This window comes from Streptomyces sp. NPDC031466, assembly GCF_055581265.1.
Genome location: NZ_JBVIJT010000002.1, coordinates 474346 through 496664, shown reverse-complemented (window position 1 = coordinate 496664; position 22319 = coordinate 474346). Strand labels below are relative to the sequence as shown.

General features: G+C 73.1%; 25 protein-coding genes and 2 pseudogenes. 6 read left to right on the top strand and 21 right to left on the bottom strand.

Annotation, left to right across the window (positions count from 1 at the left end):
* Positions 1 to 198: 198 nt before the first annotated feature.
* From ACZ5GP_RS05100 to ACZ5GP_RS05085, 4 genes and pseudogenes are all read left to right on the top strand, one after another.
* A pseudogene (locus tag ACZ5GP_RS05100) lies at positions 199 to 557 on the top strand (ADP-ribosylglycohydrolase family protein); the annotation flags it as partial.
* Positions 554 to 1852, top strand: a pseudogene (locus tag ACZ5GP_RS05095) (ADP-ribosylglycohydrolase family protein); the annotation flags it as partial. The pseudogenes ACZ5GP_RS05100 and ACZ5GP_RS05095, both read left to right, overlap by 4 nt.
* 108 nt (positions 1853 to 1960) lie before the next feature.
* Positions 1961 to 2374: a CoA transferase gene (locus ACZ5GP_RS05090; protein WP_468749685.1), complete on the top strand. Its 414-nt coding sequence runs from the start codon at positions 1961 to 1963 to the stop codon at positions 2372 to 2374.
* A complete protein-coding gene (locus ACZ5GP_RS05085) occupies positions 2371 to 3231 on the top strand; it encodes an HpcH/HpaI aldolase/citrate lyase family protein (RefSeq protein WP_468749449.1) in 861 nt (286 codons plus the stop codon). Before ACZ5GP_RS05090 ends, ACZ5GP_RS05085 begins: the two co-directional genes overlap by 4 nt.
* Positions 3232 to 3302: 71 nt before the next feature.
* On the opposite strand, the gene lgt is transcribed toward ACZ5GP_RS05085, so the two are convergent.
* The 11 genes from lgt to hisI all read right to left on the bottom strand — a co-directional run bounded on the left by lgt (position 3303) and on the right by hisI (position 12074).
* Positions 3303 to 4313, bottom strand: coding sequence for a prolipoprotein diacylglyceryl transferase (gene lgt / locus ACZ5GP_RS05080; RefSeq protein ID WP_468749448.1), 1011 nt, complete (start codon positions 4311 to 4313; stop codon positions 3303 to 3305).
* A gap of 84 nt (positions 4314 to 4397) precedes the next feature.
* Positions 4398 to 5177 (bottom strand): DsbA family protein, encoded by a 780-nt coding sequence (locus ACZ5GP_RS05075; protein WP_468749447.1) that lies wholly within the window; start codon positions 5175 to 5177, stop codon positions 4398 to 4400.
* A 62-nt stretch (positions 5178 to 5239) separates the two neighbouring features.
* Positions 5240 to 6055, bottom strand: coding sequence for a tryptophan synthase subunit alpha (gene trpA / locus ACZ5GP_RS05070; protein WP_468749446.1), 816 nt, complete (start codon positions 6053 to 6055; stop codon positions 5240 to 5242).
* Positions 6052 to 7335 (bottom strand): tryptophan synthase subunit beta, encoded by a 1284-nt coding sequence (gene trpB, locus ACZ5GP_RS05065; protein ID WP_468749445.1) that lies wholly within the window; start codon positions 7333 to 7335, stop codon positions 6052 to 6054. Before trpB ends, trpA begins: the two co-directional genes overlap by 4 nt.
* Positions 7336 to 7471: 136 nt before the next feature.
* Positions 7472 to 7633, bottom strand: coding sequence for a tryptophan biosynthesis modulator TrpM (trpM, locus tag ACZ5GP_RS05060; protein ID WP_468749444.1), 162 nt, complete (start codon positions 7631 to 7633; stop codon positions 7472 to 7474).
* Positions 7634 to 7642: 9 nt separating this feature from the next.
* Positions 7643 to 8452: an indole-3-glycerol phosphate synthase TrpC gene (gene trpC, locus ACZ5GP_RS05055; protein WP_358583088.1), complete on the bottom strand. Its 810-nt coding sequence runs from the start codon at positions 8450 to 8452 to the stop codon at positions 7643 to 7645.
* A 141-nt stretch (positions 8453 to 8593) separates the two neighbouring features.
* Positions 8594 to 9037: a DUF2752 domain-containing protein gene (locus ACZ5GP_RS05050; RefSeq protein ID WP_468749443.1), complete on the bottom strand. Its 444-nt coding sequence runs from the start codon at positions 9035 to 9037 to the stop codon at positions 8594 to 8596.
* 126 nt (positions 9038 to 9163) lie between these two features.
* Complete coding sequence (locus ACZ5GP_RS05045; RefSeq protein ID WP_358583091.1) at positions 9164 to 9388, bottom strand: HGxxPAAW family protein; 225 nt, start codon at positions 9386 to 9388, stop codon at positions 9164 to 9166.
* A 106-nt stretch (positions 9389 to 9494) separates the two neighbouring features.
* Complete coding sequence (locus ACZ5GP_RS05040; protein ID WP_468749442.1) at positions 9495 to 10160, bottom strand: TIGR02234 family membrane protein; 666 nt, start codon at positions 10158 to 10160, stop codon at positions 9495 to 9497.
* 7 nt (positions 10161 to 10167) lie between these two features.
* Positions 10168 to 11676: an anthranilate synthase component I gene (locus ACZ5GP_RS05035; protein WP_468749441.1), complete on the bottom strand. Its 1509-nt coding sequence runs from the start codon at positions 11674 to 11676 to the stop codon at positions 10168 to 10170.
* 11 nt (positions 11677 to 11687) lie between these two features.
* Positions 11688 to 12074 carry a phosphoribosyl-AMP cyclohydrolase gene (gene hisI, locus ACZ5GP_RS05030; RefSeq protein WP_468749440.1) on the bottom strand — a complete coding sequence of 129 codons (387 nt, stop codon included), beginning with the start codon at positions 12072 to 12074 and terminating at the stop codon, positions 11688 to 11690.
* Between the two features lie 82 nt (positions 12075 to 12156).
* On the opposite strand from hisI, the gene ACZ5GP_RS05025 reads away from it, so the two are divergent.
* Positions 12157 to 12792, top strand: coding sequence for a TIGR03085 family metal-binding protein (locus ACZ5GP_RS05025; protein ID WP_468749439.1), 636 nt, complete (start codon positions 12157 to 12159; stop codon positions 12790 to 12792).
* Between the two features lie 10 nt (positions 12793 to 12802).
* On the opposite strand, the gene ACZ5GP_RS05020 is transcribed toward ACZ5GP_RS05025, so the two are convergent.
* The 10 genes from ACZ5GP_RS05020 to hisD form a co-directional block, all read right to left on the bottom strand.
* Positions 12803 to 14068 carry an MFS transporter gene (locus ACZ5GP_RS05020; RefSeq protein ID WP_468749438.1) on the bottom strand — a complete coding sequence of 422 codons (1266 nt, stop codon included), beginning with the start codon at positions 14066 to 14068 and terminating at the stop codon, positions 12803 to 12805.
* An 11-nt stretch (positions 14069 to 14079) separates the two neighbouring features.
* Complete coding sequence (locus tag ACZ5GP_RS05015; RefSeq protein ID WP_468749437.1) at positions 14080 to 14685, bottom strand: helix-turn-helix domain-containing protein; 606 nt, start codon at positions 14683 to 14685, stop codon at positions 14080 to 14082.
* Between the two features lie 77 nt (positions 14686 to 14762).
* A complete protein-coding gene (gene hisF / locus ACZ5GP_RS05010) occupies positions 14763 to 15518 on the bottom strand; it encodes an imidazole glycerol phosphate synthase subunit HisF (protein ID WP_468749436.1) in 756 nt (251 codons plus the stop codon).
* Entirely contained in the window at positions 15515 to 15925 is a 411-nt protein-coding gene (locus ACZ5GP_RS05005; protein WP_468749435.1) for a RidA family protein, read from the bottom strand. Before ACZ5GP_RS05005 ends, hisF begins: the two co-directional genes overlap by 4 nt.
* Complete coding sequence (gene priA, locus ACZ5GP_RS05000; RefSeq protein ID WP_468749434.1) at positions 15922 to 16650, bottom strand: bifunctional 1-(5-phosphoribosyl)-5-((5-phosphoribosylamino)methylideneamino)imidazole-4-carboxamide isomerase/phosphoribosylanthranilate isomerase PriA; 729 nt, start codon at positions 16648 to 16650, stop codon at positions 15922 to 15924. The genes ACZ5GP_RS05005 and priA overlap by 4 nt, the downstream gene beginning before the upstream one ends.
* Positions 16647 to 17288, bottom strand: coding sequence for an imidazole glycerol phosphate synthase subunit HisH (gene hisH / locus ACZ5GP_RS04995; RefSeq protein WP_468749433.1), 642 nt, complete (start codon positions 17286 to 17288; stop codon positions 16647 to 16649). The genes priA and hisH overlap by 4 nt, the downstream gene beginning before the upstream one ends.
* A gap of 16 nt (positions 17289 to 17304) precedes the next feature.
* Positions 17305 to 17469 (bottom strand): hypothetical protein, encoded by a 165-nt coding sequence (locus ACZ5GP_RS04990; RefSeq protein ID WP_468749432.1) that lies wholly within the window; start codon positions 17467 to 17469, stop codon positions 17305 to 17307.
* A gap of 3 nt (positions 17470 to 17472) precedes the next feature.
* On the bottom strand, positions 17473 to 18066 hold the full coding sequence (gene hisB, locus ACZ5GP_RS04985) for an imidazoleglycerol-phosphate dehydratase HisB (protein WP_030783956.1): 594 nt from the start codon (positions 18064 to 18066) through the stop codon (positions 17473 to 17475).
* Entirely contained in the window at positions 18063 to 19193 is a 1131-nt protein-coding gene (locus ACZ5GP_RS04980; RefSeq protein ID WP_468749431.1) for a histidinol-phosphate transaminase, read from the bottom strand. The genes hisB and ACZ5GP_RS04980 overlap by 4 nt, the downstream gene beginning before the upstream one ends.
* Positions 19172 to 20530, bottom strand: a complete 1359-nt coding sequence (gene hisD / locus ACZ5GP_RS04975) for a histidinol dehydrogenase (RefSeq protein ID WP_468749430.1) — start codon at positions 20528 to 20530, stop codon at positions 19172 to 19174. Before hisD ends, ACZ5GP_RS04980 begins: the two co-directional genes overlap by 22 nt.
* Positions 20531 to 20765: 235 nt before the next feature.
* Here hisD and ACZ5GP_RS04970 point away from each other — a divergent pair, with 235 nt between their 5' ends.
* Positions 20766 to 22280, top strand: coding sequence for an oxidoreductase (locus ACZ5GP_RS04970; protein WP_468749684.1), 1515 nt, complete (start codon positions 20766 to 20768; stop codon positions 22278 to 22280).
* The last annotated feature ends 39 nt before the right edge of the window (positions 22281 to 22319 follow it).

The following is a 22319-nucleotide window of genomic DNA, read 5'->3' as shown; positions in this document are numbered from 1 at the left end:
GGCGGGGTCTCGCGGAAGCCGTCGGGCAGGCGCCGGTCCCCGGCGCGAAGGAGTGATCCGGGCCCCCGGACGCTCGGGCGGGCACCCCGCGTGGCAGGGATGCAACCAAGCACCGCGTCCAGCGGTCCGCGCAACAGGGAGGCACGGCATGGCGTCCACCGCATGCGTTCCCTCGGTCCCGGCACCCGGCGGCACCGCCGATCTCCCCGAACGGGCGCGCGGCGCGCTGCTCGGCCTGGCGGTCGGCGACGCGCTCGGCGCCCCTCGGCATGCTCCTGGTCGGGGAGGCCGACTACCGCCGTACGGTCCTCGGCTCGGTCAATTACGGCCGGGACTGCGACTCCATCGCGACGATGAGCGGCGCCCTCGTGGGCGCGCTACGCGGCGAGGCCGCCGTGCCCGGCGAGTGGGCCGAGCGGGTCGCCGGGGCCAGCCGCCTCGATCTGCGTGCCCCGGCGAAGGCCCTCACGGAGGTCGCCGTGGAGGTCTTCGCCCGGGACACCGCCCGCAGGCGCGCCCACGAGTCGGCCTTCACCGCCCTGACGGCCACCCCATGATCCGCCTCACCTGGGTGCAGCCGGAGGATCTGGTCGGGCACGAGTTGCGGCAGGCGGAGCTGGAGGGTCGCGACATCTCCTCGGCCCGTGCCCGCTGGCTCGCGGCAGGCGGCCACCCGGCCCCGCCGCGCGCGGGCGCGTCCCCCGTCCCGGCACCGGCCCGCCTGCGCGCCCTGGCGGAACAGCTCTTGGACGAGCTGGGCGCGGCCGCTCCGTCACCGGCCGGCGAGCCGCCCCCGTCACGCCGGGCGCCGAGGCGGAAGGTCCCCGACGACCTGCGGGCCCGTCTCCACGCCGCCTGGCTCGGCCGCGCCGCGGGATGCCTGCTGGGCAAACCGGTGGAGAAGCTCCCCCTGGACGGCATCCGGAGTCTCGCCGGGGCAGCGAGGAACCGGCCCCTGCGCACCTGGTTCACGGCACGAGGCGTGCCGCCCGCGCTCCTGGCCGAGTACCCCTGGAACAAGCGCTCCGCCACCACCTCCCTCGCCGAGAACATCGACGGCATGCCCGAGGACGACGACCTCAACTACCCCCTGCTGAACCTCGTCCTGCTCCAGCGCCACGGAAAGTCCTTCACCACCGCGGACGTGGCGCGGCTCTGGCTGGACGAGTTGCCCGCGGGCCGCACCTTCACCGCCGAGCGTGTCGCGTACCGCAATCTCCTCCAGGGCGTCGAACCTCCGCACACCGCCACCCACCGCAACCCCTTCCGCGCGTGGATCGGCGCGCTGATCCGGGCCGACGTCCACGGCTGGACCAACCCCGGCGACCCCGGGGCCGCCGCCGAACAGGCTTACCGCGACGCGGTGTTGACGCACACCGGGGACGGCGTCCACGGCGCCGTGTTCGTGGCGGCCACCCTCGCCGAAGCGGCGGCCGGGGACGTGGACGTCCACCAGTGCCTGCGCACCGGCCTGGCCGCCGTCCCCGCGGACTGCGGGCTGGCCGCAGCCGTGCGCGAGGGCGTCCGGCTCGCCGCCACGAGCGGGGACTTCGACGAGGTGGTGGACCGCCTGCACACCGCCTACGGCAACCACCACTGGGTGCACGTCGTCCCCAACGCGGCCCTGCTCGCTGCCGCCCTGACCCACGCCGACGGCGACTTCACCGGCTCCATCACCCGGGCCGTGTCCGGCGGCTGGGACACCGACTCCAACGGGGCGACGGCGGGTTCCCTCGCGGGTCTGCTGGCGGGCCGCCCGGACGCGCTCCCCGCCCGCTGGACGGCGCCGTTGCGGAACCGGCTCGCCACCTCCGTGGGCGGCTTCGACGGCATCGGCTTCGACACCCTCGCCGTGGCGCTCGGGGAGGGCGGACCCGTGTCGGAGGCGCTGCCCCGGGCATCCGCGGCGGCCGCGCTCTCCGTGCGGTGCCCGGGGGCGCAGTCGGTCGCGGAGCGCCTGATGCGGCTGGTCGGCCGCCCGGAGCTGATCGCCGAGCCGTGGTTCGCCTCCGGCGCCGAGCGGGCGCGGCACGCCGACGTCCTCGACGAGGCGGTCGGCGGCTGGATCGCCCGCCACACCCGCGCCGAGGTGATCGCGGCCTTCGAGAAGGCGCAGGTCGCGGTCGCCCCCGTCCAGGACGTACGCGAGGTGATGACCGACCCGCAGTACACGGCGCTGGATACGCTGACCACGGTCGAGGACCCGGAACTGGGCCCGCTGCGCAGGCAGAACGTGCTGTTCCGCCTCTCCGAGACACCGGGCGCGATCGCCTGGGCCGGGCGTCCGCACGGCGCGGACACCGACGCGGTCCTGACCGAACTCGGCCTGACAGAGGAGGAGATCACCACGCTCCGCAAGGAGGACGCCCTGTGACCGCGCCTCCCCCGGTGACCACGCCGTCCCCGCTGACCTGGCTCTACGTCCCGGGCGACCGGCCCGAGGTGGTGGCCAAGGCCCTCCACGCGGGCGCCGACGTGGTGATCGTCGACCTGGAGGACGCGGTCGCCCCCGACCGCAAGGAGTACGCGAGAGCGGCGACGGCGGAACTCCTCGCGGAGCCCCGGCCGGCCCCCGTCCCCGTGCACGTCCGGGTGAACGACCTGGGCGGTCCGCTCGCCGAGGCCGATCTGCGCGCGCTCGCCGCGCTCCCCGGCCTCGCGGGGCTGCGCCTGCCCAAGGTCACCTCCCGCGCGGACATCGTCCGGGTCGCGGACCGCGCGGCGGCCGCCGACGGCGGCTCCCCCACCCTGCACGCCCTGATCGAATCCGCGCTCGGCCTTGAACACGCGTTCGCCATCGCGGGCGCGCATCCCGCGCTGCGCGGCCTCTCCCTCGGTGAGGCGGACCTCCGCGCGGATCTCGGCGTACGGGAGGAGGCGGGCCTGGACTGGGCGCGCTCCCGCGTGGTGGTGGCCGCGCGGGCGGCGGGTCTGCCCCCGCCCGGCCAGTCGGCCCATCCGGACGTCCGCGACCTCGACGGCCTCGCCGCGTCCTGCGCCCGGGGCCGCGCCCTCGGCTTCCTCGGCCGCGCGGCGATCCACCCCCGCCAGCTCCCGGTGATCGAACGGGCCTACCTCCCCACCGCCGAGGAGGTCGAACGGGCCCAGGAGATCACCGAGGCGGCGGCCACGGACGAGGGCGCCCTGGCCCTGCCGGACGGCCGCTTCGTGGACAAGGCCGTGGTAGAAGGCGCGCGAAGGGTCCTTGCCCTGGCGCGACGCCCTCGCTGACCGAAAAGCGAGGGGCCGCCGGATCGGTGATGATCCGGCGGCCCCTCGGCGCACGTACGGGTGGTGCGGCCTCAGCTCTTCTCGGCGGCCTCGGAGTCCTTCTTCTCCGCGACCTTCTCGGCGGCCCCGGAGTCCTGCTTCTCCGCGACCTTCTCGGCGGCCTCGGAGTCCTTCCTCTCGGCGGTCTCCTCGGTGCTCGCGGCCTCTTCGGAGCCCTTGGTGAGCTGCACGGGCCCGCCCGCGCCACCACTGTCACTGACACCGTCACCCTCGGGTTCCACGACCGTCTCGCGCCCGGGGCGCTTCTTCGCCGACAGCACGAAATAGACCACGGCCAGCACGAAGACCACGATCGCGGTCCAGACGTTCAGCCGCAGACCGAGGATGTGGTGCGCGTCGTCGACCCGCATGTACTCGATCCAGCCGCGCCCGGCGCAGTACGAGGCGACGTAGAGCGCGAACGCCCTGCCGTGCCCGAGCTGGAAGCGGCGGTCGGCCCAGATGACCAGGAGGGCGACGCCGACGCACCACAGGGATTCGTACAGGAAGGTGGGGTGGTAGGTGCCGGGGAGCCGGCCGTCCTCCGCCGAGGTGATCTTCAGCGCCCACGGCACGTCCGTGGCCTTGCCGTACAGCTCCTGGTTGAACCAGTTGCCCCAGCGGCCGATGGCCTGGGCCAGGGCGATGCCGGGGGCCAGCGCGTCGGCCCAGGCCGGCAGCGGGATGCCCCGGCGGCGGCAGCCGATCCACGCGCCGACCGCGCCGAGCGCGATCGCACCCCAGATGCCGAGGCCGCCCTCCCAGATCTTGAAGGCGTCCACCCAGTCGCGGCCCTCGCTGAAGTACAGCTGGTAGTCCGTGATCACGTGGTAGAGGCGCCCGCCGACGAGGCCGAACGGCACGGCCCACACGGCGATGTCGGCGACGGTGCCGGGCCGGCCCCCGCGGGCGACCCACCGCTTGTTGCCGAGCCAGACGGCCACGAAGACGCCGATGATGATGCAGAACGCGTAGCCGCGCAGCGGGATGGGGCCGAGTTCGACCACCCCGCGCGAGGGACTGGGAATGTAGGCAAGGTCCATGGCAGGTCCGACGCTACCGTGCCGGGCGGTGGCGACGGCAACCAGCCCGGCTACGGCTCCATAACGGGCCTCACGGCCCTGTCCTCAGCCCTTGTCGGCGTCCTGCACCAGTCGGCGCAGCTTCTGCGGGGTGAGGGGGTTCCGCTGGTCGCTGAAGATGTTCTTGCCGTTGAGCAGCACGGTGGGGGTGCCCTGCAGCTTCGCGTCCCGGAAGGCCTTGTTCGACTTGGTGACCCACTTGTCGTGGGCGCCGTCCTCGACGCACTTCTTGAAGGTGTCCGTGACCAGGCCGTCCACTTGACCGGCGAGTTCGATCAGCTTGTCGTTCTCGGCGAAGGCGTCGTCCGTCTCGGCGGGCTGGTTCTTGAACAACACGTCGTGGTAGGCCGGGAACCTGCCCGCGTCCTGGGCGCACGCCGCGGCGTTGGCCGCGCGCAGGGAGCCGCTGCCGCCCATGTTCCCGTCGATGAGCGTGGCCAGGTGGTACTCCACCTTGAGCTTGCCCTGGTCGGCCAGGTCGTGGATCGTCGAGCGGTAGGCGTCCTCGAAGCCCTTGCAGGCCGGGCAGCGGAAGTCCTCCCAGATGGTGAGGGTGGACTTGGCGTCCGCCCTGCCGAGCGGGAGCGTCAGCTCGTCCTGGCCGGTCGCCCCCTTCGGGACGGCCACCGGCCCCGATGTGTCCTTCTCGTCGTCCCCGGACCCGGCGGCGAGCAGGCCGACCACGGCGGCGAGGCCGAGGACGCCGACCACGGCGGCGCCCACGATCAGCGCCCGGCGCCGCTTGTCGCGGGCCTTCTGCCGCTCTCGCTCTTCCGTCAGCCGCTCACGGGCCGATCGCTTTGCCTCACGGTTCTTCTCACTCACACCCCGCCAACGAACCGGGGAGGCGCGAGCGCGCCTCCCCGGTCCAGGTCCACCCGTACGAGTTACGCCTTGCCGCGCACCCCGTCGGCCAGCTCGGCCGCGAGCGCGCGCACGGCGGCGAGTCCGGCGGCTCCGTCCGCGGCGTCCAGCATCCGCTGCACGAACGCGGAGCCGACGATCACCCCGTCGGCGAAGCCCGCGACCTCGGCGGCCTGTCGCGCGTCGGAGACGCCGAGCCCCACGCAGACCGGCAGGTCGGTGGTGGCCTTGGTGCGCCGCACCAGGTCCTGCGCCTGTTCGCCGACGGAGGCGCGGGTGCCGGTGACGCCCATCAGCGACGCCGCGTAGACGAAGCCGGAGCCCGCCGCCGTGATGGTGGCGAGCCGCTCGTCCTTGCTGCTCGGCGCGACGACGAAGACGGTGGCGAGGTCGTGCTTGTCGGCGTGCTCGCGCCACAGCGCGGACTCCTGGACGGGCAGGTCGGGCAGGATGCAGCCGGCGCCGCCCGCCTCGGCGAGTTCGGCGGTGAAGCGCTCGACGCCGTAGCGGTCGATGGGGTTCCAGTACGTCATGACGAGCACCGGCTTGCCGGTCGCCTCGTGGGCCTCGCGGACGGTGCGCATGACGTCGCGGATCTTGAGGCCGCCGCGCAGGGCGATGTCGTCGGCGGTCTGGATGACCGGGCCGTCCAGCACCGGGTCGCTGTGCGGCAGGCCGACCTCGACGATGTCGGCGCCACCGTCGAAGACGGCCTTGACCGCCTCGATGGCACCGTCGACCGTGGGGAAACCGGCGGGCAGATAGGCGATGAGCGCGGAGCGGCCCTCGGCCTTCGCGGCCGCCAGGGTGTCGTTCAGCAGTCGGATGTTGCCGCTCACTTGGCGTCTCCCTCGATCTCCGCGGTGGCCGCCGCGTCGGCCTCGACCGCGGCGTCCGTGTCGTACAGGTCGAAGTACCGCGCGGCGGTGTCCATGTCCTTGTCGCCGCGCCCGGAGAGGTTGACGACGATCAGCCCGTCCGCGCCCAGCTCCTTGCCGACGTCGAGCGCCCCGGCGAGGGCGTGGGCGCTCTCGATGGCCGGGATGATGCCCTCGGTGCGGGAGAGCAGGCGCAGCGCCTGCATGGCCGCGTCGTCGGTGACCGCTCGGTACTCGCCGCGGCCGCTGTCCTTGAGGTAGGCGTGCTCGGGGCCGATGCCCGGGTAGTCCAGGCCCGCCGAGATCGAGTAGGGCTCGGTGATCTGGCCCTCCTCGTCCTGCAGGACGTAGGAGCGGGAGCCGTGCAGGATGCCCGGCTCGCCCGCGGTGAGGGTGGCCGCGTGCTCGCCCGTGTCGACGCCGTGCCCGGCGGGCTCGCAGCCGATGAGGCGTACGCCGGCGTCGGGGATGAAGGCGTGGAAGAGGCCGATGGCGTTGGAGCCGCCGCCCACGCAGGCGACGGCGGCGTCGGGCAGCCGCCCCGCGCGCTCCAGGATCTGCCGCCTGGCCTCGACGCCGATGACGCGGTGGAAGTCGCGGACCATGGCGGGGAAGGGGTGCGGGCCCGCGACGGTGCCGAAGAGGTAGTGGGTGCGGTCGACGTTGGCGACCCAGTCGCGGAACGCCTCGTTGATGGCGTCCTTCAGGGTGCGGCTGCCGGACTTCACGGCGATGACCTCGGCGCCGAGCATGCGCATGCGGGCCACGTTCAGGGCCTGGCGCTCGGTGTCGATCTCGCCCATGTAGATGGTGCAGTCGAGACCGAAGAGCGCGCAGGCGGTGGCCGTGGCGACGCCGTGCTGGCCGGCGCCGGTCTCCGCGATGACGCGGGTCTTGCCCATCCGCTTGGTGAGCAGGGCCTGGCCGAGCACGTTGTTGATCTTGTGCGAGCCGGTGTGGTTGAGGTCCTCGCGCTTGAGGAAGACGCGGGCGCCTCCGGCGTGTTCCGCGAAGCGGGGGACCTCGGTGAGGCTGCTGGGCCTGCCGGTGTAGTTGACCAGGAGGTCGTCGAGCTCCGCGGCGAAGGCGGGGTCGCTCTTGGCCTTGTCGTACTCGACGGCGACCTCGTCGACGGCGGCCACGAGGGCCTCCGGGATGAACTTGCCGCCGAACGCGCCGAAGTAGCCTTCGGCGCTGGGGACTTGACCCTCGGGGTCCGGGATGAAGAACTCGCTGGGCATGGCTGATTCCTCGCTGAGGCGTGGGTTGACGTCTGTCTCGCGTACGCCTTGTCGCCGTTGCCGTTCCAGGACTCAGCGCGACTGCGGCCCGTCGTGGGCTGGTCGCGCAGTTCCCCGCGCCCCTTTCAGGGGCGTTTCAGCTCGCGGCGTCCAAAGCGCCGCGTCGCCATCGCATCCCGGGGATCTGGCCCGGCTCCGAGCCGATGTGGTAGCGCACGCGCCTGCCCCGCACGCGGCGTGCGGGGGCCCGGCAGCCGCGGGGGCGGCAGCCGGGGGCCAGGCGGGCGGAGATCGACATCGGGAGGGGTCAGCTCCGTCCGTGCCGCAGGGCGGGGTGGGCGCCGGCGGCGACCAGGTCGGAGACCGCGGCCTTCGGGTCCCGGCCGGTGACCAGGGACTCGCCCACGAGCACCGCGTCGGCGCCCGCGTTGGCGTACGCGATCAGGTCGTGCGGGCCGCGCACACCGGACTCGGCGATCTTGACGACGCTGTCCGGCAGCTCGGGGGCGATCCGCTCGAACACGGTGCGGTCGACCTTGAGCGTCTTCAGGTCGCGGGCGTTGACGCCGACGACACGGGCGCCCGCGTCCACGGCGCGCTCGGCCTCGTCCTCGTCGTGCACCTCGACGATCGGCGTGAGGCCGATCGACTCGGCGCGCTCGATGAGGGACTCCAGGGCGGGCTGGTCCAGGGCGGCCACGATCAGCAGCGCGAGGTCGGCGCCGTACGCCCGGGCCTCCCACAGCTGGTACGACGTGACGATGAAGTCCTTGCGCAGCACCGGGATGTCGACCTTGGCGCGGACGGCCTCCAGGTCGGCGAGCGAGCCGCCGAAGCGGCGCTCCTCGGTGAGCACGGAGATGACGGCGGCGCCACCCGCCTCGTAGTCGGCGGCGAGCCCGGCGGGGTCCGCGATCGCGGCGAGCGCGCCCTTGGAGGGGCTGGAGCGCTTGACCTCGCAGATGACCTTCACGCCGTCACCGCGCAGGGCGGCCGCGCCGTCCTTGGCCGCGGGGGCCTTCGCCGCGCGTTCCTTGAGCTCGTCGAGGCTGACGCGCGCCTGCCGCTCCGCGAGGTCGGCACGGACTCCGTCGATGATCTCGTCGAGCACACTCACGCGAGCGGTCCCCTTCCCTGACGGTTGAAGCTGACGTTCAAGCTGGTCACTGCGATGGTATCCGCAGGAGGGCGAAGCCCCCGCATCCGGTTGACGCCCGTCCCACGACCTGGACAGCCGTCACCCGTGTGGCCTGCGGGTTCAGGGATGCAGCCATGACCCGAACGGCAGATTGCGCACGAGAGTGAAGAGCGTGACCACCACGCCGACGGCCCACAGCTGCGCGGGGCCGAGCGCGATCCGCAGCGGCCGCCCGCGCACCGCCTTGACCACCCATAGGGCCCACACGCACGCGAAGAGCGCGTAGCCGACGACGGCGAGCGCGTTGGCGCCAAGCGCCGTGGCGAGGTCGCCGTGGACGGCGGCGTGGGCGCTGCGCAGCCCGCCGCAGCCGGGGCAGTAGAGGCCGGTCAGGCGCAGCAGGGGGCAGACGGGGTAGTGGCCCGGTTCGTTGGGGTCGACGGCGCCGACGTACGCGAAGGCGCCGGTGACGCAGGCGAGCAGACCGGCGGGCACCAGGAGGCGGCCCAGGACGGCGGGCGCGCCCTTGCGGGCGGTTCCCGCGCTCTCGGTTTCGGCGCTCATCCGTGCATTGTGCCCGGCGCGGGGGCCCGCCGCCCGGTGGGCGCACGCGAGAAGAGGCGGCTCCGGCTGCTGCCGGACCGCCTCTTCTCCGTACCGGGCGTCGTACGGCGGACCGTACGGCGCACGTCAGCTCTCGGACCGCACGACCTCGCGCTGCGGGCGCTTGTTCGAGCCCAGACCCGCGGCGCGCATGGCGCCACCGACGATGGCGCCGAGCGCGATGAGGGCCATGCCGGCCCAGAACCCGGGCACGTTGGCCATCACCATGAAGGCACCCGCGACGCAGAAACCGATGAAGGCGATGATGACACCGGTCCAGGCGGCCGGGGTGTGTCCGTGGCTACCCGCCATGACTTGCTCCTCGTTGCTGTATGCGTGGTGGTGGGCACCAGGCCCACCGCGAGTCGGACGCTCGCCGTCATTGTCCCGTACCCGCGCGTAGGGGGTGAGCGCGGGGTCACGCTTCGCGCGTCGGGTCCTCGCCGCGGTCCAGGGCCTTCCACAGTTCCTCGGGCCGCTCCGGATCGGGGGCGCGGCGGGCCTTGCGGGGGCTCGGCGAGCCGTCGCGTTCGTAGCGGCCCGACATCGCGGGCCAGGAGCGGCCGTAGGTGAGGGCGAGCAGTCCGGCGAGCAGGATCAGGACGCCGGCGGCGGCCGCGGCGTACGGCCATCCGGTGTGGCCGAGGTCGCCGATGGTGGCGGCGGCGTCGCCGGACGCGGTGGCGGCCTTCTCGTCGAGCGCGTCGCGGTCGCCCGCGCCGAGCAGGGCGGCGGCCACGATGCCCGCGCCGCTGAGCGTGAGCAGCACGGAGACCAGGGCGCGGCCGGCGCGGCGGACCGCGAAGACGGCGACGAGCGCGGCGAGGCCCACTATCGCGAGGGCCGCGGGCACGCCGGTGACGTCGCTGCCCGTGACGCTCAGGGGCAGCTCGCCGCCCGCCACCGACGCGGTGCCGCGGGCCCAGGTCTGGCGGGAGGCGAGCAGGGCGAGCGCCGCGCCGACGGCGCCGAGCAGCAGCGCGGCGGCGATGCTGCGCCTGCTGCCGCGCTGTTCCGGGGTCTCGGCGGGTCCGGCGGGCTCGGGAGGGGTGTCGGAAGAGGGCGGTGGTACTGCGGAAGTCACCTGCCCACTATCCCTCACGGCTCGCGGGGGCGTGCAGGCGGTTGGCGGTGTGGATGGCGCGCAGCACGGCGGCGGCCTTGTTGCGGCACTCGGTGTCCTCGGCGACGGGGTCGGAATCGGCGACGACGCCGGCTCCGGCCTGCACGTACGCCGTGCCGTCGCGCAGCAGGGCGGTGCGGATGGCGATGGCGGTGTCGGAGTCGCCCGCGAAGTCGAGGTAGCCGACGCAGCCGCCGTACAGGCCGCGCCGGGAGGGCTCCAGTTCGTCGATGATCTGCATGGCGCGGGGCTTGGGCGCGCCGGAGAGGGTTCCGGCGGGGAAGCAGGCGGTGAGCACGTCGAAGGCGGTGCGTCCTTCGGCGACCTGTCCGGTGACCGTCGAGACGATGTGCATGACGTGGGAGTACTTCTCGATGGACATGAAGTCGACCACCTCGACGGAGCCGGGCTCGCAGACGCGGCCCAGGTCGTTGCGGCCGAGGTCGACGAGCATGAGGTGCTCGGCGCGCTCCTTGGGATCGGCGAGCAGTTCGTCGGCGAGCGCCTGGTCCTCCTGCGGGGTGGCGCCGCGGTGGCGGGTGCCGGCGATGGGGTGGACCATGGCGCGCCCGTCCTCGACCTTGACGAGGGCCTCGGGGCTGGAGCCGACGACGTCGAACCCGTCCAGGCGCAGGAGGTACATGTACGGCGAGGGGTTGGTGGCCCGCAGTACCCGGTACACGTCCAACGCGCTCGCCGTGCACGGCGTTTCGAAGCGCTGGGAGGGCACGACCTGGAAGGCCTCGCCGGCCCGGATGCGCTCCTTGATGTCCTCGACGGCGTCCTGGTACTGCTCGCCGCCCCACAGCGCGGTGTAGGCGGGCAGCTCGGAGGCCGGCAGCGCGGCCGGGGGCTGGGCGACGGGGCGCGAGAGGTCGGCCGCCATGGCGTCGAGGCGGGCGATGGCGTCGGCGTACGCCTCGTCGACGCCGGTGTCGAGGTCGTTGTGGTTGATCGCGTTGGCGATCAGGAGGACCGAGCCGTCCCAGTGGTCGAGGACGGCGAGGTCGCTGGTGAGCAGCATGGTCAGCTCGGGCAGACGCAGGTCGTCGCGCTCGCCGGGGCCGATCTTCTCCAGGCGGCGCACGATGTCGTAGCCGAGGTAGCCGACCATGCCGCCGGTGAAGGGCGGCAGGCCGGCGTCGGCGACCAGGTCGCCGGGGGTGTGCAGGGTCTCGATGGTGGCGCGCAGGGCGGCGAGCGGGTCGCCGTCGGTGGGCACGCCGACGGGCGGGGTGCCCAGCCAGTGGGCCTGCCCGTCGCGGACGGTGAGGGTGGCGGCGCTGCGGACGCCCACGAAGGAGTAGCGGGACCAGCTGCGGCCGTTCTCCGCCGACTCCAGGAGGAAGGTGCCGGGGCGTTCGGCGGCGAGCTTGCGGTAGAGGCCGACGGGGGTGTCGCCGTCCGCGAGGAGCCTGCGGCTGACGGGGATCACGCGGCGGTCGGTCGCGAGCTTGCGGAAGGTCTCCAGGTCCATGGCAGCAGACCCTACTGACCGCGGGCCGGTACGCCGGCCAGCGGCAGCACGTCGGAGTCGAAGCAGGTGCGGGTGCCCGTGTGGCAGGCGGCGCCGACCTGGTCGACCTGGACGAGGACGGTGTCCGCGTCGCAGTCCAGGGCGACCTCCTTGACGTGCTGGACGTGTCCGGAGGTGTCGCCCTTGACCCAGTACTCCTGGCGGCTGCGCGACCAGTAGGTGCAGCGCCCGGTGGTGAGGGTGCGGTGCAGCGCCTCGTCGTCCATCCAGCCGAGCATCAGCACCTCACCGGTGTCGTACTGCTGGGCGATGGCGGGCAGGAGCCCGTCTGGGCTGCGCTTGAGGCGCGCGGCGATCTCCGGGTCGAGGCCGCTGCTGGGCGGGGGCACGCTGGTCATGCGCCCATTGTGCCGCGCCGGGGCGGCCGGGCCGGTGCGCGTCCACTGTCCGGACCGGGGGGAGGGCCGTAGGCTTGCCGGTATGTCGACCCATGCGAAGCGTGAACGACTTCTCCTCGCCGACCTGTTGGAGGCGGAGGGCCCCGAGGCGCCGACCCTCTGCGAGGGCTGGCGGACCCGGGACCTCGCGGCCCACGTCGTGGTGCGCGAGCGCCGCGCGGACGCCGCGGGCGGGCTGCTCATCAAGCAGCTGGCGGGGCGCCTGGAGCGGGTGCAGGCCGAGTTCGCCGCCAAACCGTACGAGGAGCTGATCCAGCTGATCAGAACGGGACCGCCGCGGTTCTCGCCCTTCAACCTCAAGCAGGTGGACGAGGCGTCGAACGCCGTCGAGTTCTACATCCACTCCGAGGACGTGCGCCGCGCGCGGCCCGGCTGGGCCCCGCGCGACCTCGACCCGGTCTTCTCTGACGCCCTGTGGTCCCGGCTGGAGCGCACGGCCCGGCTGCTGGGCCGCAAGGCCCCGGTGGGCCTGGTGCTCCGCCGCCCGAACGGCCAGACGGCGGTGGCCCACCGGGGCACCCCGGTGGTGACGGCGACGGGCGAACCGTCCGAGCTGCTGCTCTTCGCGTACGGCCGCCAAGACGTCGCCGACGTGTCCCTGGACGGCGACAAGAACGCGATCGCCGCCCTGCACGAGACGAAGCAGCTGGGGCTCTGAGGAAGCCGTCTCAGCGCGGGAGTTCGGCGCGGCGCAGGGGGCGTGAGCAGAGGCCGAGCACGCCCCCGGCCGCGCTGAGCGCCGCGCAGCCGGCGAACACGGCCTCGACGCCCCACGCCCCGATCGCGGCGCCCACCGCGGGGTAGGTGAGCGGGGCGATGCCGAGGGTGAAGAGGCTGCCCACCGCGGTGACGCGGCCCAAATAGGCGGGGTCGGTGACGGTCTGGGCCAGCGCCCCGCACAGGGCGCCGCTCAGCCCGATCAGCATCCCCAGGAGGACCGCGGCCACGACGGCGCCCGCCACCGAGGGCACGAGGCCGAGTGCGGCGAGGGCGGCCGTGCCCGGCAGGGCCGCGAGGGACAGCACGGTTCCGGCGCGGGGCACGCGGCCCCGCACGGCGAGCAGCAGCGAGGCGAGCCCGGCGCCGACGCCGAAGCCGGCGAGGATCCAGCCCTGCCCCGAAGCGCCCCAGCCGCGCTCCTCGGCGAGCAGTACGAGCCCGATGTTCGCGGGTCCCGCGAAGCCCAGCTCGATGACGGCGGTCACGAGCATCAGCGGGGCGAGGACGCGGTGGCCCCGGATGTAGCGCAGGCCGTCGCCCAACTCCTTTCCCGCGCCCCCGAACCGTCCGCCGGTCTCCTGGCCCCTCGCCCCGTCCCCGGGCAACTCCCCCACCCGTACGGCGAGCAGCAGCGCGAGGGACACCGCGAAGAGGAGGCCGGCCGCCCCGAACGCCGCGGATGAGCCGCCCGTGGCGACCGCGAGGCCGCCCAGCGGGCCGCCGGCCACCGTGGCGACGCGGGCCGCGACCCCGCGCATGCCCTGCACCCGGGCGAGCTGCCCCGGCGCGGTGATGCGGGCCGGCAGTGTGCCGACGCTGGGCAGGAACAGCGCGTCCACGGCACCGAAAACCAGGGCGACCAGGGTCAGGACCCAGATGCCGGGGGCGGTGAGGAGGAGCAGCGCGGCCACGCCGAGGATCACCAGGCACCGGACGGTGTCGCTGGCGATGACGACGCGGCGCGGCCCGAACCGGTCGGCGACGACCCCGCCGCCGAGCATGAGGGCGGCGCGCGGCACGGCTCCCACGGCGAGGACCAGGCCCGCCTGCGCGGGGCTGCCGGTGCGGGTGGCCGCCCAGGACAGGGCCACGAAGTAGACGCTGTCGCCGACCATCGAGGCGGTGTAGGCGCTCAGCCAGCGCAGGACGTTGCCGTCGCGGTGGGCGGGGCGCTCGACGCCGACCGGGGCCGGGCGTAAGCCGGTGGTGGTCATGGGTCGGCCCCTCAGGTCCGGAACGGGAAGCTGGAGAGGTGGACGGCGACGTTCTCGCGGTCCTCGGTGTCGCCCGCCGCCTCGGCGGCCTTGCCGCGCTCCTCGTACGTCTTGACCAGGGCGTGGATCTCCGCGGTGAGGGCGGTGAGTTCGGCCGGGTTGAGCCGGGCCAGGAAGTCCGACTGGTCCGCCGCCCTGCGCCACTGCTCGCCCCAGGCCGCCTGCTGGTCGAGGTAGGTCTCGTACTGCTCGTTGCGGTGGGCGATCAGGCCGCGGATGACGGCCGTGTGGGTGGCCACGCCCTCGGGGGTGTCCTTGAAGTCCTCGTGCCGGAAGCTCAGGGTGTCCTGCGCGGCCTGCCACCACCGCTCCCGCGCGTCCGCGCTGCGCGCCTCGGCCTCTTCGATCAGGCCGTGCTCGGCGAGTTTGCGCAGGTGGTAGCTGACGAGCGAGACGGCCTCGTCGACCTGCGCGGCGAGCTGCGAGGCGGTCGCGGGTCCGGCCACCCGCACGGCGCCGTACAGCTTCATCCGCAGGGGGTGGCCGAAGGCCTTGAGCGTGCCGACGTCGGTGATGCGGCGGCTGGGGCGGGGCGAGGGCTCCTGAGCGTCGTCCATGACCTCACCGTAGGTACGAAAGAAAAGTTGCGCAATATAAATTGCGCAACTTTTCTTTCGCAGATCAGGCCCGCTGGCTAGCGCACCGGGTGTCCGGCCTCCCGCAGGGTTTCCTTGACCTCGCCGATCCGCAGGTCGCCGAAGTGGAAGACCGATGCCGCGAGGACCGCGTCCGCGCCCGCCGCGACGGCCGGGGGGAAGTGCTCCAGGCGGCCCGCACCGCCGGAGGCGATGACCGGCACCGTGACGTGCTTGCGCACGGCCGAGATCATCTCGATGTCGTAGCCGTCCTTGGTGCCGTCGGCGTCCATCGAGTTGAGCAGGATCTCGCCGGCGCCCAACTCGGCGGCCCGGTGCGCCCATTCGACGGCGTCGAGGCCGGCCGACTTCCGGCCGCCGTGCGTCGTCACCTCGAAGGAGCCGGACGGGGTGCGGCGCGCGTCCACGGACAGGACGAGCACCTGCCGGCCGAATCGCTCGGCGATCTCGCGGATCAGGTCGGGGCGGGCGATCGCCGCCGTGTTCACGCCGACCTTGTCCGCGCCCGCGCGCAGCAGCTTGTCGACGTCCTCGGCGGTGCGGACGCCGCCGCCGACCGTGAGCGGGATGAAGACCTGCTCGGCGGTGCGGCGGACCACGTCGTAGGTCGTCTCGCGGTTGCCGGAAGAGGCGGTGATGTCCAGGAACGTCAGCTCGTCGGCGCCCTCGGCGTCGTACACCTTGGCCATCTCGACGGGGTCGCCCGCGTCGCGCAGGTTCTGGAAGTTGACGCCCTTGACGACGCGGCCGTTGTCCACGTCGAGGCAGGGGATCACGCGTACGGAGAGGGTCATCGCGCCTCTCCCCCGGTCTCGGGGGCGTACGCCTCCACCTCGACCTCCACGACCAGGCTCGGGTCGACGAACCCGGAGACGATCAGCATCGAGGCGGCCGGGCGGACGGCGTCGAAGAGTTCCTTGTGGGCACGGCCCACGTCCTCCACGTCGCGCGCGTGCGTGAGGTACATGCGGGTGCGCACGACGTGCTCCCGGCCGAGGCCGAGTTGCCCGAGGGCGTCGAAGGCGACCTGGAAGGCGTTGCGGGTCTGCTCGTAGGGGGTGCCGGCCTCGATCGCGCCGTTCACCACGGACGTGCAGCCGGAGACCAGGACGAGACCGTTCGGCAGGGCGACGGCACGTGAGTAGCCGATGGCCTCCTCCCACGGGCCGCCCGAGCCGACGCGGCGTACGACGTCGCTCATGACGACGCCACCGCGGCGAGCGCCTCTTCCAGCGTGAACGCCTTCGCGTACAGCGCCTTGCCGACGATCGCGCCCTCGACGCCGAGCGGGACGAGCTCGGAGATCGCGCGCAGGTCGTCCAGGCTGCTCACGCCGCCGGAGGCGACCACCGGGCGGTCCGTGGCCGCGCACACGTCGCGCAGCAGCTCCAGGTTGGGGCCCTGGAGCGTGCCGTCCTTGGCGATGTCGGTGACCACGTAGCGCGCGCAGCCCTCGGAGTCCAGGCGCGCCAGCGTCTCGTAGAGGTCGCCGCCGTCGCGGGTCCAGCCGCGGCCGCGAAGCGTCGTACCGCGTACGTCGAGGCCGACCGCGATCTTGTCGCCGTGCTCGGCGATGACCTTGGCGACCCACTCGGGGGTCTCCAGGGCGGCGGTGCCGAGGTTGACGCGGGTGCAGCCGGTGGCGAGGGCGGCGGCCAGCGAGGCGTCGTCGCGGATGCCGCCGGACAGCTCCACCTTGATGTCCATGGCGCCGGCGACCTCGGCGATGAGGCCCCGGTTGTCACCCGTGCCGAACGCGGCGTCCAGGTCGACCAGGTGCAGCCACTCGGCGCCCGACCGCTGCCAGGCGAGGGCGGCCTCCAGCGGGGAGCCGTAGGAGGTCTCCGAGCCGGACTCGCCGTGGACGAGGCGTACGGCCTGGCCGTCGCGGACGTCGACGGCGGGAAGGAGTTCGAGGATGCTCACAGGGTTCCGATCCAGTTGGTGAGGAGCTGGGCGCCGGCGTCGCCGGACTTCTCGGGGTGGAACTGCGTGGCACACAGGGCGCCGTTCTCCACGGCCGCCACGAAGGGTTCGCCGTGCGTGGACCAGGTGACGTGCGGGGCGCGCATCGCCGGGTTCGCGACGTCGAGGGACCAGTGGTGCACCGCGTAGGAGTGCACGAAGTAGAAGCGGGCGTCGTCGTCCAGGCCCTTGAAGAGCGTGGATCCCGCCGGGGTCTCGACGGTGTTCCAGCCCATGTGCGGGACGATCTCGGCCTTCAGCGGCTCGACCGTGCCGGGCCACTCGTCCAGGCCCTCGGTCTCCACACCGTGCTCGATGCCACGTTCGAAGAGGATCTGCATGCCCACGCAGATGCCCATCACCGGGCGGCCACCGGCAAGGCGCCGCCCGACGATCCAGTCGCCGCGCGCTTCCTTCAGGCCCCGCATGCAGGCGGCGAAGGCGCCGACGCCGGGCACGAGGAGGCCGTCGGCGTTCATGGCCCTGTCGTAGTCGCGGGTGATCTCGACGTCGGCTCCCGCGCGCGCGAGGGCGCGCTCGGCGGAGCGGACGTTGCCGAAGCCGTAGTCGAAGACGACGACCTTCTTGGGAGTGCTCATCTGTCGTACGCCCCCGTCAGTTCCAGTAGTCGAGTCGCAGGATGCCCGCCGCCAGACACATCACCGCGGCGATGGACAGCAGCGTGATGAGGCTCTTGGGCATCCCCTGCTTGACGAAGGAGATGACGCCGCCGATCAGGAAGAGACCGACGACGATGAGGATGGTGTTGAGGCCGGTCATGGGTTACAGCGCGCCCTTCGTGGAGGGCAGGATGCCGGCCGCGCGCGGGTCCCGCTCGGACGCGTACCGCAGGGCCCGGGCGAGGGCCTTGAACTGGCACTCCACGATGTGGTGGGCGTTGCGCCCGTACGGCACGTGGACGTGCAGGGCGATCTGCGCCTGCGCGACGAAGGACTCCAGGATGTGCCGGGTCATCGTCGTGTCGTACTCGCCGATCATCGGCGCCATCTTCTCGGGCTCGGTGTGCACGAGGTAGGGGCGCCCGGAGAGGTCGACCGTCACCTGGGCGAGCGACTCGTCCAGCGGGACCGTGCAGTTGCCGAAGCGGTAGATGCCCACCTTGTCGCCGAGGGCCTGCTTGAAGGCGGCGCCGAGCGCGAGCGCGGTGTCCTCGATGGTGTGGTGGGAGTCGATGTGCAGGTCGCCCTCGGTCTTGACCGTGAGGTCGAACAGGCCGTGCCGGCCGAGCTGGTCGAGCATGTGGTCGTAGAAGCCGACCCCGGTCGACACGTCGACCTTTCCGGTGCCGTCGAGGTCGATCTCCACGACGACCGACGTCTCCTTGGTGGTCCGTTCGACCCGTCCTACGCGGCTCATGCGCCGTGCTCCTTCTTGAGTTCGCGTACCGCATCGAGGAACGCGTCGTTTTCGGCCGGGGTTCCCGCGGTGACCCGCAGCCACCCCGGTACGCCGTTGTCCCGGACCAGGACGCCCCGGTCGAGGATCCGCTGCCACACCTCGTGGGCGTCGGGGAACCGTCCGAACTGGACGAAGTTGGCGTCGGAGTCGGTCACCTCGTAGCCCAGCGCGCGCAGCTCGGTGACCAGGCGGTCGCGCTCGGCCTTGAGCTGCTCCACGTACTTCAGGAGCGTGTCGGTGTGCTCCAGGGCGGCGAGCGCGGTGGCCTGGGTGACGGCCGACAGGTGGTACGGCAGGCGCACCAGCTGCACGGCGTCGACCACCGCGGGGTGGGCGGCGAGGTAGCCGAGGCGCAGTCCGGCGGCGCCGAAGGCCTTGGACATGGTCCGCGAGACGACGAGGTTCGGCCGTCCGTCGATCAGCGGGAGCAGCGAGTCGCCGTGGCTGAATTCCACGTACGCCTCGTCCACGACGACCATGGACGGCTTGGCGGCCTGCGCGGCCTCGTAGAGGGCGAGGACCGTCTCGGCGGGCACGGCGGTGCCGGTGGGGTTGTTGGGCGTCGTCACGAAGACGACGTCCGGCCGGTGCTCGGCGATGGCCTCGGTGGCCGCCGCCACGTCGACGGTGAAGTCGTCGTGGCGGGGGCCCGAGAGCCAGGTGGTGCCGGTGCCGCGCGCGATCAGGCCGTGCATCGAGTACGAGGGCTCGAAGCCGATGGCCGTCCTGCCGGGGCCGCCGAAGGTCTGCAGGAGTTGCTGGATGACCTCGTTGGAGCCGTTGGCGGCCCAGACGTTGGCGAGGGCGACCTCGTGGCCGGTGGTGCGGGTGAGGTAGCGCGCGAGTTCGGTGCGCAGCTCGACCGCGTCCCGGTCGGGGTAGCGGTTGAGGTCGCGGGCGGCCTCGCGGACCCGCTCGGCGATGCGCTCGACGAGCGGCTCGGGCAGCGGGTAGGGGTTCTCGTTGGTGTTCAGGCGCACCGGTACGTCGAGCTGGGGCGCCCCGTAGGGGGACTTGCCGCGCAGCTCGTCGCGGACGGGCAGGTCGTCGATGCGTACGTCGCTCACCGGCCCGGCACCTGCCATCCGCTGTGCCAATTTTGTTCGCCTTCGGCAAAACGCGCCTTGACGGCCGCCCCGTGCGCGGGCAGGTCCTCGGCCTCGGCGAGCGTCACGACGTGGTGGGCGACGTCGGCGAGGGCCTCGCGGGTGTAGTCCACGATGTGGATGCCGCGCAGGAACGACTGGACGGACAGGCCCGAGGAGTGGCAGGCGCAGCCGCCCGTCGGCAGGACGTGGTTGGAGCCCGCGCAGTAGTCGCCGAGGGAGACGGGCGCCCACGGGCCGACGAAGATCGCGCCCGCGTTCTGCACGCGGTCGGCGACGGCGGCGGCGTCGGCGGTCTGGATCTCCAGGTGCTCGGCGCCGTACGCGTCGACGACCCGCAGGCCCTCTTCCAGGCCGTCGACCAGCACGATCGCGGACTGGCGGCCCTGGAGTGCGGGCACGATCCGGTCCTCGACGTGCTTGGTGGCGGCGACCTGCGGCGCCAGCTCCTTCTCGACGGCGTCCGCGAGCGCCACGGAGTCCGTGACGAGGACGGCGGCGGCGAGCGGGTCGTGCTCGGCCTGGCTGATCAGGTCGGACGCGACGTGCGCCGGGTCGGCGGTGTCGTCGGCGAGGACCGCGATCTCGGTCGGGCCGGCCTCGGTGTCGATGCCGATGCGGCCGGTGAAGTAGCGCTTGGCGGCGGCGACCCAGATGTTGCCGGGGCCGGTGACCATGTTCGCCGGGGCGCAGGTCGCGGTGCCGTACGCGAACATCGCGACCGCCTGGGCGCCGCCGACCGCGTACACCTCGTCGATGCCGAGGAGCGCGCAGGCGGCGAGGATCGTGGGGTGCGGGAGCCCGCCGAAGTCGGCCTGGGGCGGCGAGGCGAGGGCCATCGACGCGACGCCCGCCTCCTGCGCCGGCACGGCGTTCATGATCACGGACGAGGGGTAGACGGACCGGCCGCCGGGGGCGTAGAGCCCGACGCGCTCGACCGGCACCCACTTCTCGGTGACCTTGCCGCCGGGCACGACCTGCACGGTGTGCGGGGCGCGGCGCTGCTCGCGGTGGACGGCGCGGGCGCGGCGGATCGACTCCTCCAGGGCCTCGCGCACGGCGGGGTCGAGACCGGCCAGGGCCTCCTGGAGCGCGGCGGCGGGCACCCGCACCTGGTCGAGCCGGACGCCGTCGAATTTCTCCGCGTACTCGATCAGCGCCGCGTCGCCGCGATGATGCACGTCTTCGCAGATGGGCCGCACCTTCTCCAGGGCGGCCGCGACGTCGAAGTCGGCACGGGGCAGCAGGGCGCGAAGGGCGGACCCCGACGGAAATTCCGTGAGGGCGTCGCCGCGCAGATCGATTCGAGAGATCACATGGCCAATTCTCTCAGACCTTCTTTCGACGTCGGTCGCCCGTATCACTGGCTGATATAGATCTCGCGTGGCCCGTTCACCCCAGGCGTTCAGCCGGTCACGGAGCGGGCATGAAACAGATGTACGAGGCAGGTGCGCGAGGCATGGGCGCACCGCGACGGGGAGGAAGACAGCAGTGGTCGACGACGCCGGTGCCGGCGATCCGCCGGACGGGCTGACCGCCGCGGAGATCGGCATGTGGCAGGCCTTCCGCAACGGCAGTGTCTACGACCTCAGGTCCGGTGACGCCGCGGTGGACGATCCGCACGGCGGCCACCCCTGGGGCCCCGAGCGCAGCGTCCGGGCGCGCATCGTGTGCTGGCTGCTGTTGGACGGGCCGCCCGCGCTCGCGGGCCGCGTCTCCTCGCTGAAGCTGGCGGGCGTGCAGATCACCGACGTGCTCGATCTCGCGGGCGGCACCGTCGTGCCGTACACGGAGATGAAGCACTGCCGCTTCGAGAAGGAGGTGCTCCTGCCGGAGACCCGCTTCGCGACGCTGCGGCTCGTCGACTGCTCGATCCCACGCCTGGAGGCGGCCCGGCTGCACACGGAGGGCGACCTGCACCTGCCGCGCTGCCGGGTGCACAACGGCATCCGCCTCACGGACGCCCAGATCGGCACGGACCTGCTCCTGAACCAGGTGGTGGTCTACCGCGACCGGCGCAGCCGCTCCATCACCGGCGACGGGCTCACCGTCGGGCAGGACCTCCAGGCCGAGATGATGGAGTCGCACGGCGAGCTGAGCATGCGCGGCGCGAAGGTCGGCGTCTCGCTGAGCCTGCGCGGCAGCCGGCTGATCAACCAGTACGGGCGGTACGCGCTCAACGCACCGCAGCTCACAGTGGAACGAACGCTGTATTTAACCCCGGCGGCAGTCGGCAACCCGCCGCAGACCAGCGGCACGACGCCGGCGCGCGGCACCCGCGTGCAGCGCTTCGAGTGCGAGGGCGGCATCCGGCTCGACGACGGCCGCTTCGGTGACGCGATCGACTTCGCGGCGACCCGCTTCACGCTCCAGAACGACCAGGAGATCTCGCTGCGCCGTGTGCAGACGCCCGAGCTGCGGTTCCTCGGCGAGGCGCCGGCGCGCGGCAAGGTCGTCCTGTCCGGCGCCAAGGTCGTCAACCTCATCGACCGGGCGGCGAGCTGGCCCGGTCCCGGCGGCCTCCAGATGGGCGGCTTCACCTACGAGAACCTCGTCCCGCAGGGCAGTTTCCCGCTCGCCCGGCGGCTGAGCTGGGTGGCGGCCGCGACCGCCGAGTACAACCCGGAGCCGTACGAGAAGCTCGCCGCCGTCCTGCGCAACGGCGGCGAGGACGCCGACGCCCGCGAGGTCCTCCTCGCCAAACAGCGCAGACGCCGCGAGACGCTGCCGCTGGCGGCCAAGCTGTGGGGGTACGCGCAGGACTGGACGGTCGCGTACGGCTACCGGCCGGGCCGGGCGGCGGTGTGGATGGCCGTGCTGTGGGCGATCAGCGCGGTGGCCTTCTCGCACGCCGACCACCCGGCGATCAAACCGGGCGAACACCCGCACTGGAACCCGGCGCTCTTCTCCCTCGACCTGCTGCTGCCCGTGATCGACCTGGGCCAGGAGAGCTACTGGCAGCTGCGCGGCGGCTGGCAGTGGTTCTCGACGGCGCTGATCCTGCTCGGCTGGGTCCTGGCGACGACGGTGGCAGCGGGTGCCACGCGCCTGCTGCGCCGCAACTGAGAGGGGGTGGGGGCGGGTGGCGGCCGAACCGTTACCGGG

Excerpts from the sequence above, each read along its gene's own strand:
- hisF (WP_468749436.1), bottom strand. The coding sequence starts at position 15,518 with ATGACCCTCTCCGTACGCGTGATCCCCTGCCTCGACGTGGACAACGGC.
- ACZ5GP_RS05015 (WP_468749437.1), bottom strand. The coding sequence starts at position 14,685 with ATGGACGACGCTCAGGAGCCCTCGCCCCGCCCCAGCCGCCGCATCACC.
- ACZ5GP_RS04970 (WP_468749684.1), top strand. The coding sequence starts at position 20,766 with ATGTGGCAGGCCTTCCGCAACGGCAGTGTCTACGACCTCAGGTCCGGT.
- ACZ5GP_RS05020 (WP_468749438.1), bottom strand. The coding sequence starts at position 14,068 with ATGACCACCACCGGCTTACGCCCGGCCCCGGTCGGCGTCGAGCGCCCC.
- trpM (WP_468749444.1), bottom strand. The coding sequence starts at position 7,633 with ATGTCGATCTCCGCCCGCCTGGCCCCCGGCTGCCGCCCCCGCGGCTGC.
- ACZ5GP_RS05090 (WP_468749685.1), top strand. The coding sequence starts at position 1,961 with ATGCGGCTGGTCGGCCGCCCGGAGCTGATCGCCGAGCCGTGGTTCGCC.
- hisI (WP_468749440.1), bottom strand. The coding sequence starts at position 12,074 with ATGACCAGCGTGCCCCCGCCCAGCAGCGGCCTCGACCCGGAGATCGCC.
- ACZ5GP_RS05035 (WP_468749441.1), bottom strand. The coding sequence starts at position 11,676 with ATGGACCTGGAGACCTTCCGCAAGCTCGCGACCGACCGCCGCGTGATC.
- ACZ5GP_RS05050 (WP_468749443.1), bottom strand. The coding sequence starts at position 9,037 with ATGAGCGCCGAAACCGAGAGCGCGGGAACCGCCCGCAAGGGCGCGCCC.
- ACZ5GP_RS05025 (WP_468749439.1), top strand. The coding sequence starts at position 12,157 with ATGTCGACCCATGCGAAGCGTGAACGACTTCTCCTCGCCGACCTGTTG.
- ACZ5GP_RS04980 (WP_468749431.1), bottom strand. The coding sequence starts at position 19,193 with ATGGCAGGTGCCGGGCCGGTGAGCGACGTACGCATCGACGACCTGCCC.
- trpB (WP_468749445.1), bottom strand. The coding sequence starts at position 7,335 with ATGCCCAGCGAGTTCTTCATCCCGGACCCCGAGGGTCAAGTCCCCAGC.
- ACZ5GP_RS05005 (WP_468749435.1), bottom strand. The coding sequence starts at position 15,925 with ATGAGCGACGTCGTACGCCGCGTCGGCTCGGGCGGCCCGTGGGAGGAG.
- hisB (WP_030783956.1), bottom strand. The coding sequence starts at position 18,066 with ATGAGCCGCGTAGGACGGGTCGAACGGACCACCAAGGAGACGTCGGTC.
- hisH (WP_468749433.1), bottom strand. The coding sequence starts at position 17,288 with ATGAGCACTCCCAAGAAGGTCGTCGTCTTCGACTACGGCTTCGGCAAC.
- lgt (WP_468749448.1), bottom strand. The coding sequence starts at position 4,313 with ATGGACCTTGCCTACATTCCCAGTCCCTCGCGCGGGGTGGTCGAACTC.
- ACZ5GP_RS04990 (WP_468749432.1), bottom strand. The coding sequence starts at position 17,469 with ATGACCGGCCTCAACACCATCCTCATCGTCGTCGGTCTCTTCCTGATC.
- ACZ5GP_RS05045 (WP_358583091.1), bottom strand. The coding sequence starts at position 9,388 with ATGGCGGGTAGCCACGGACACACCCCGGCCGCCTGGACCGGTGTCATC.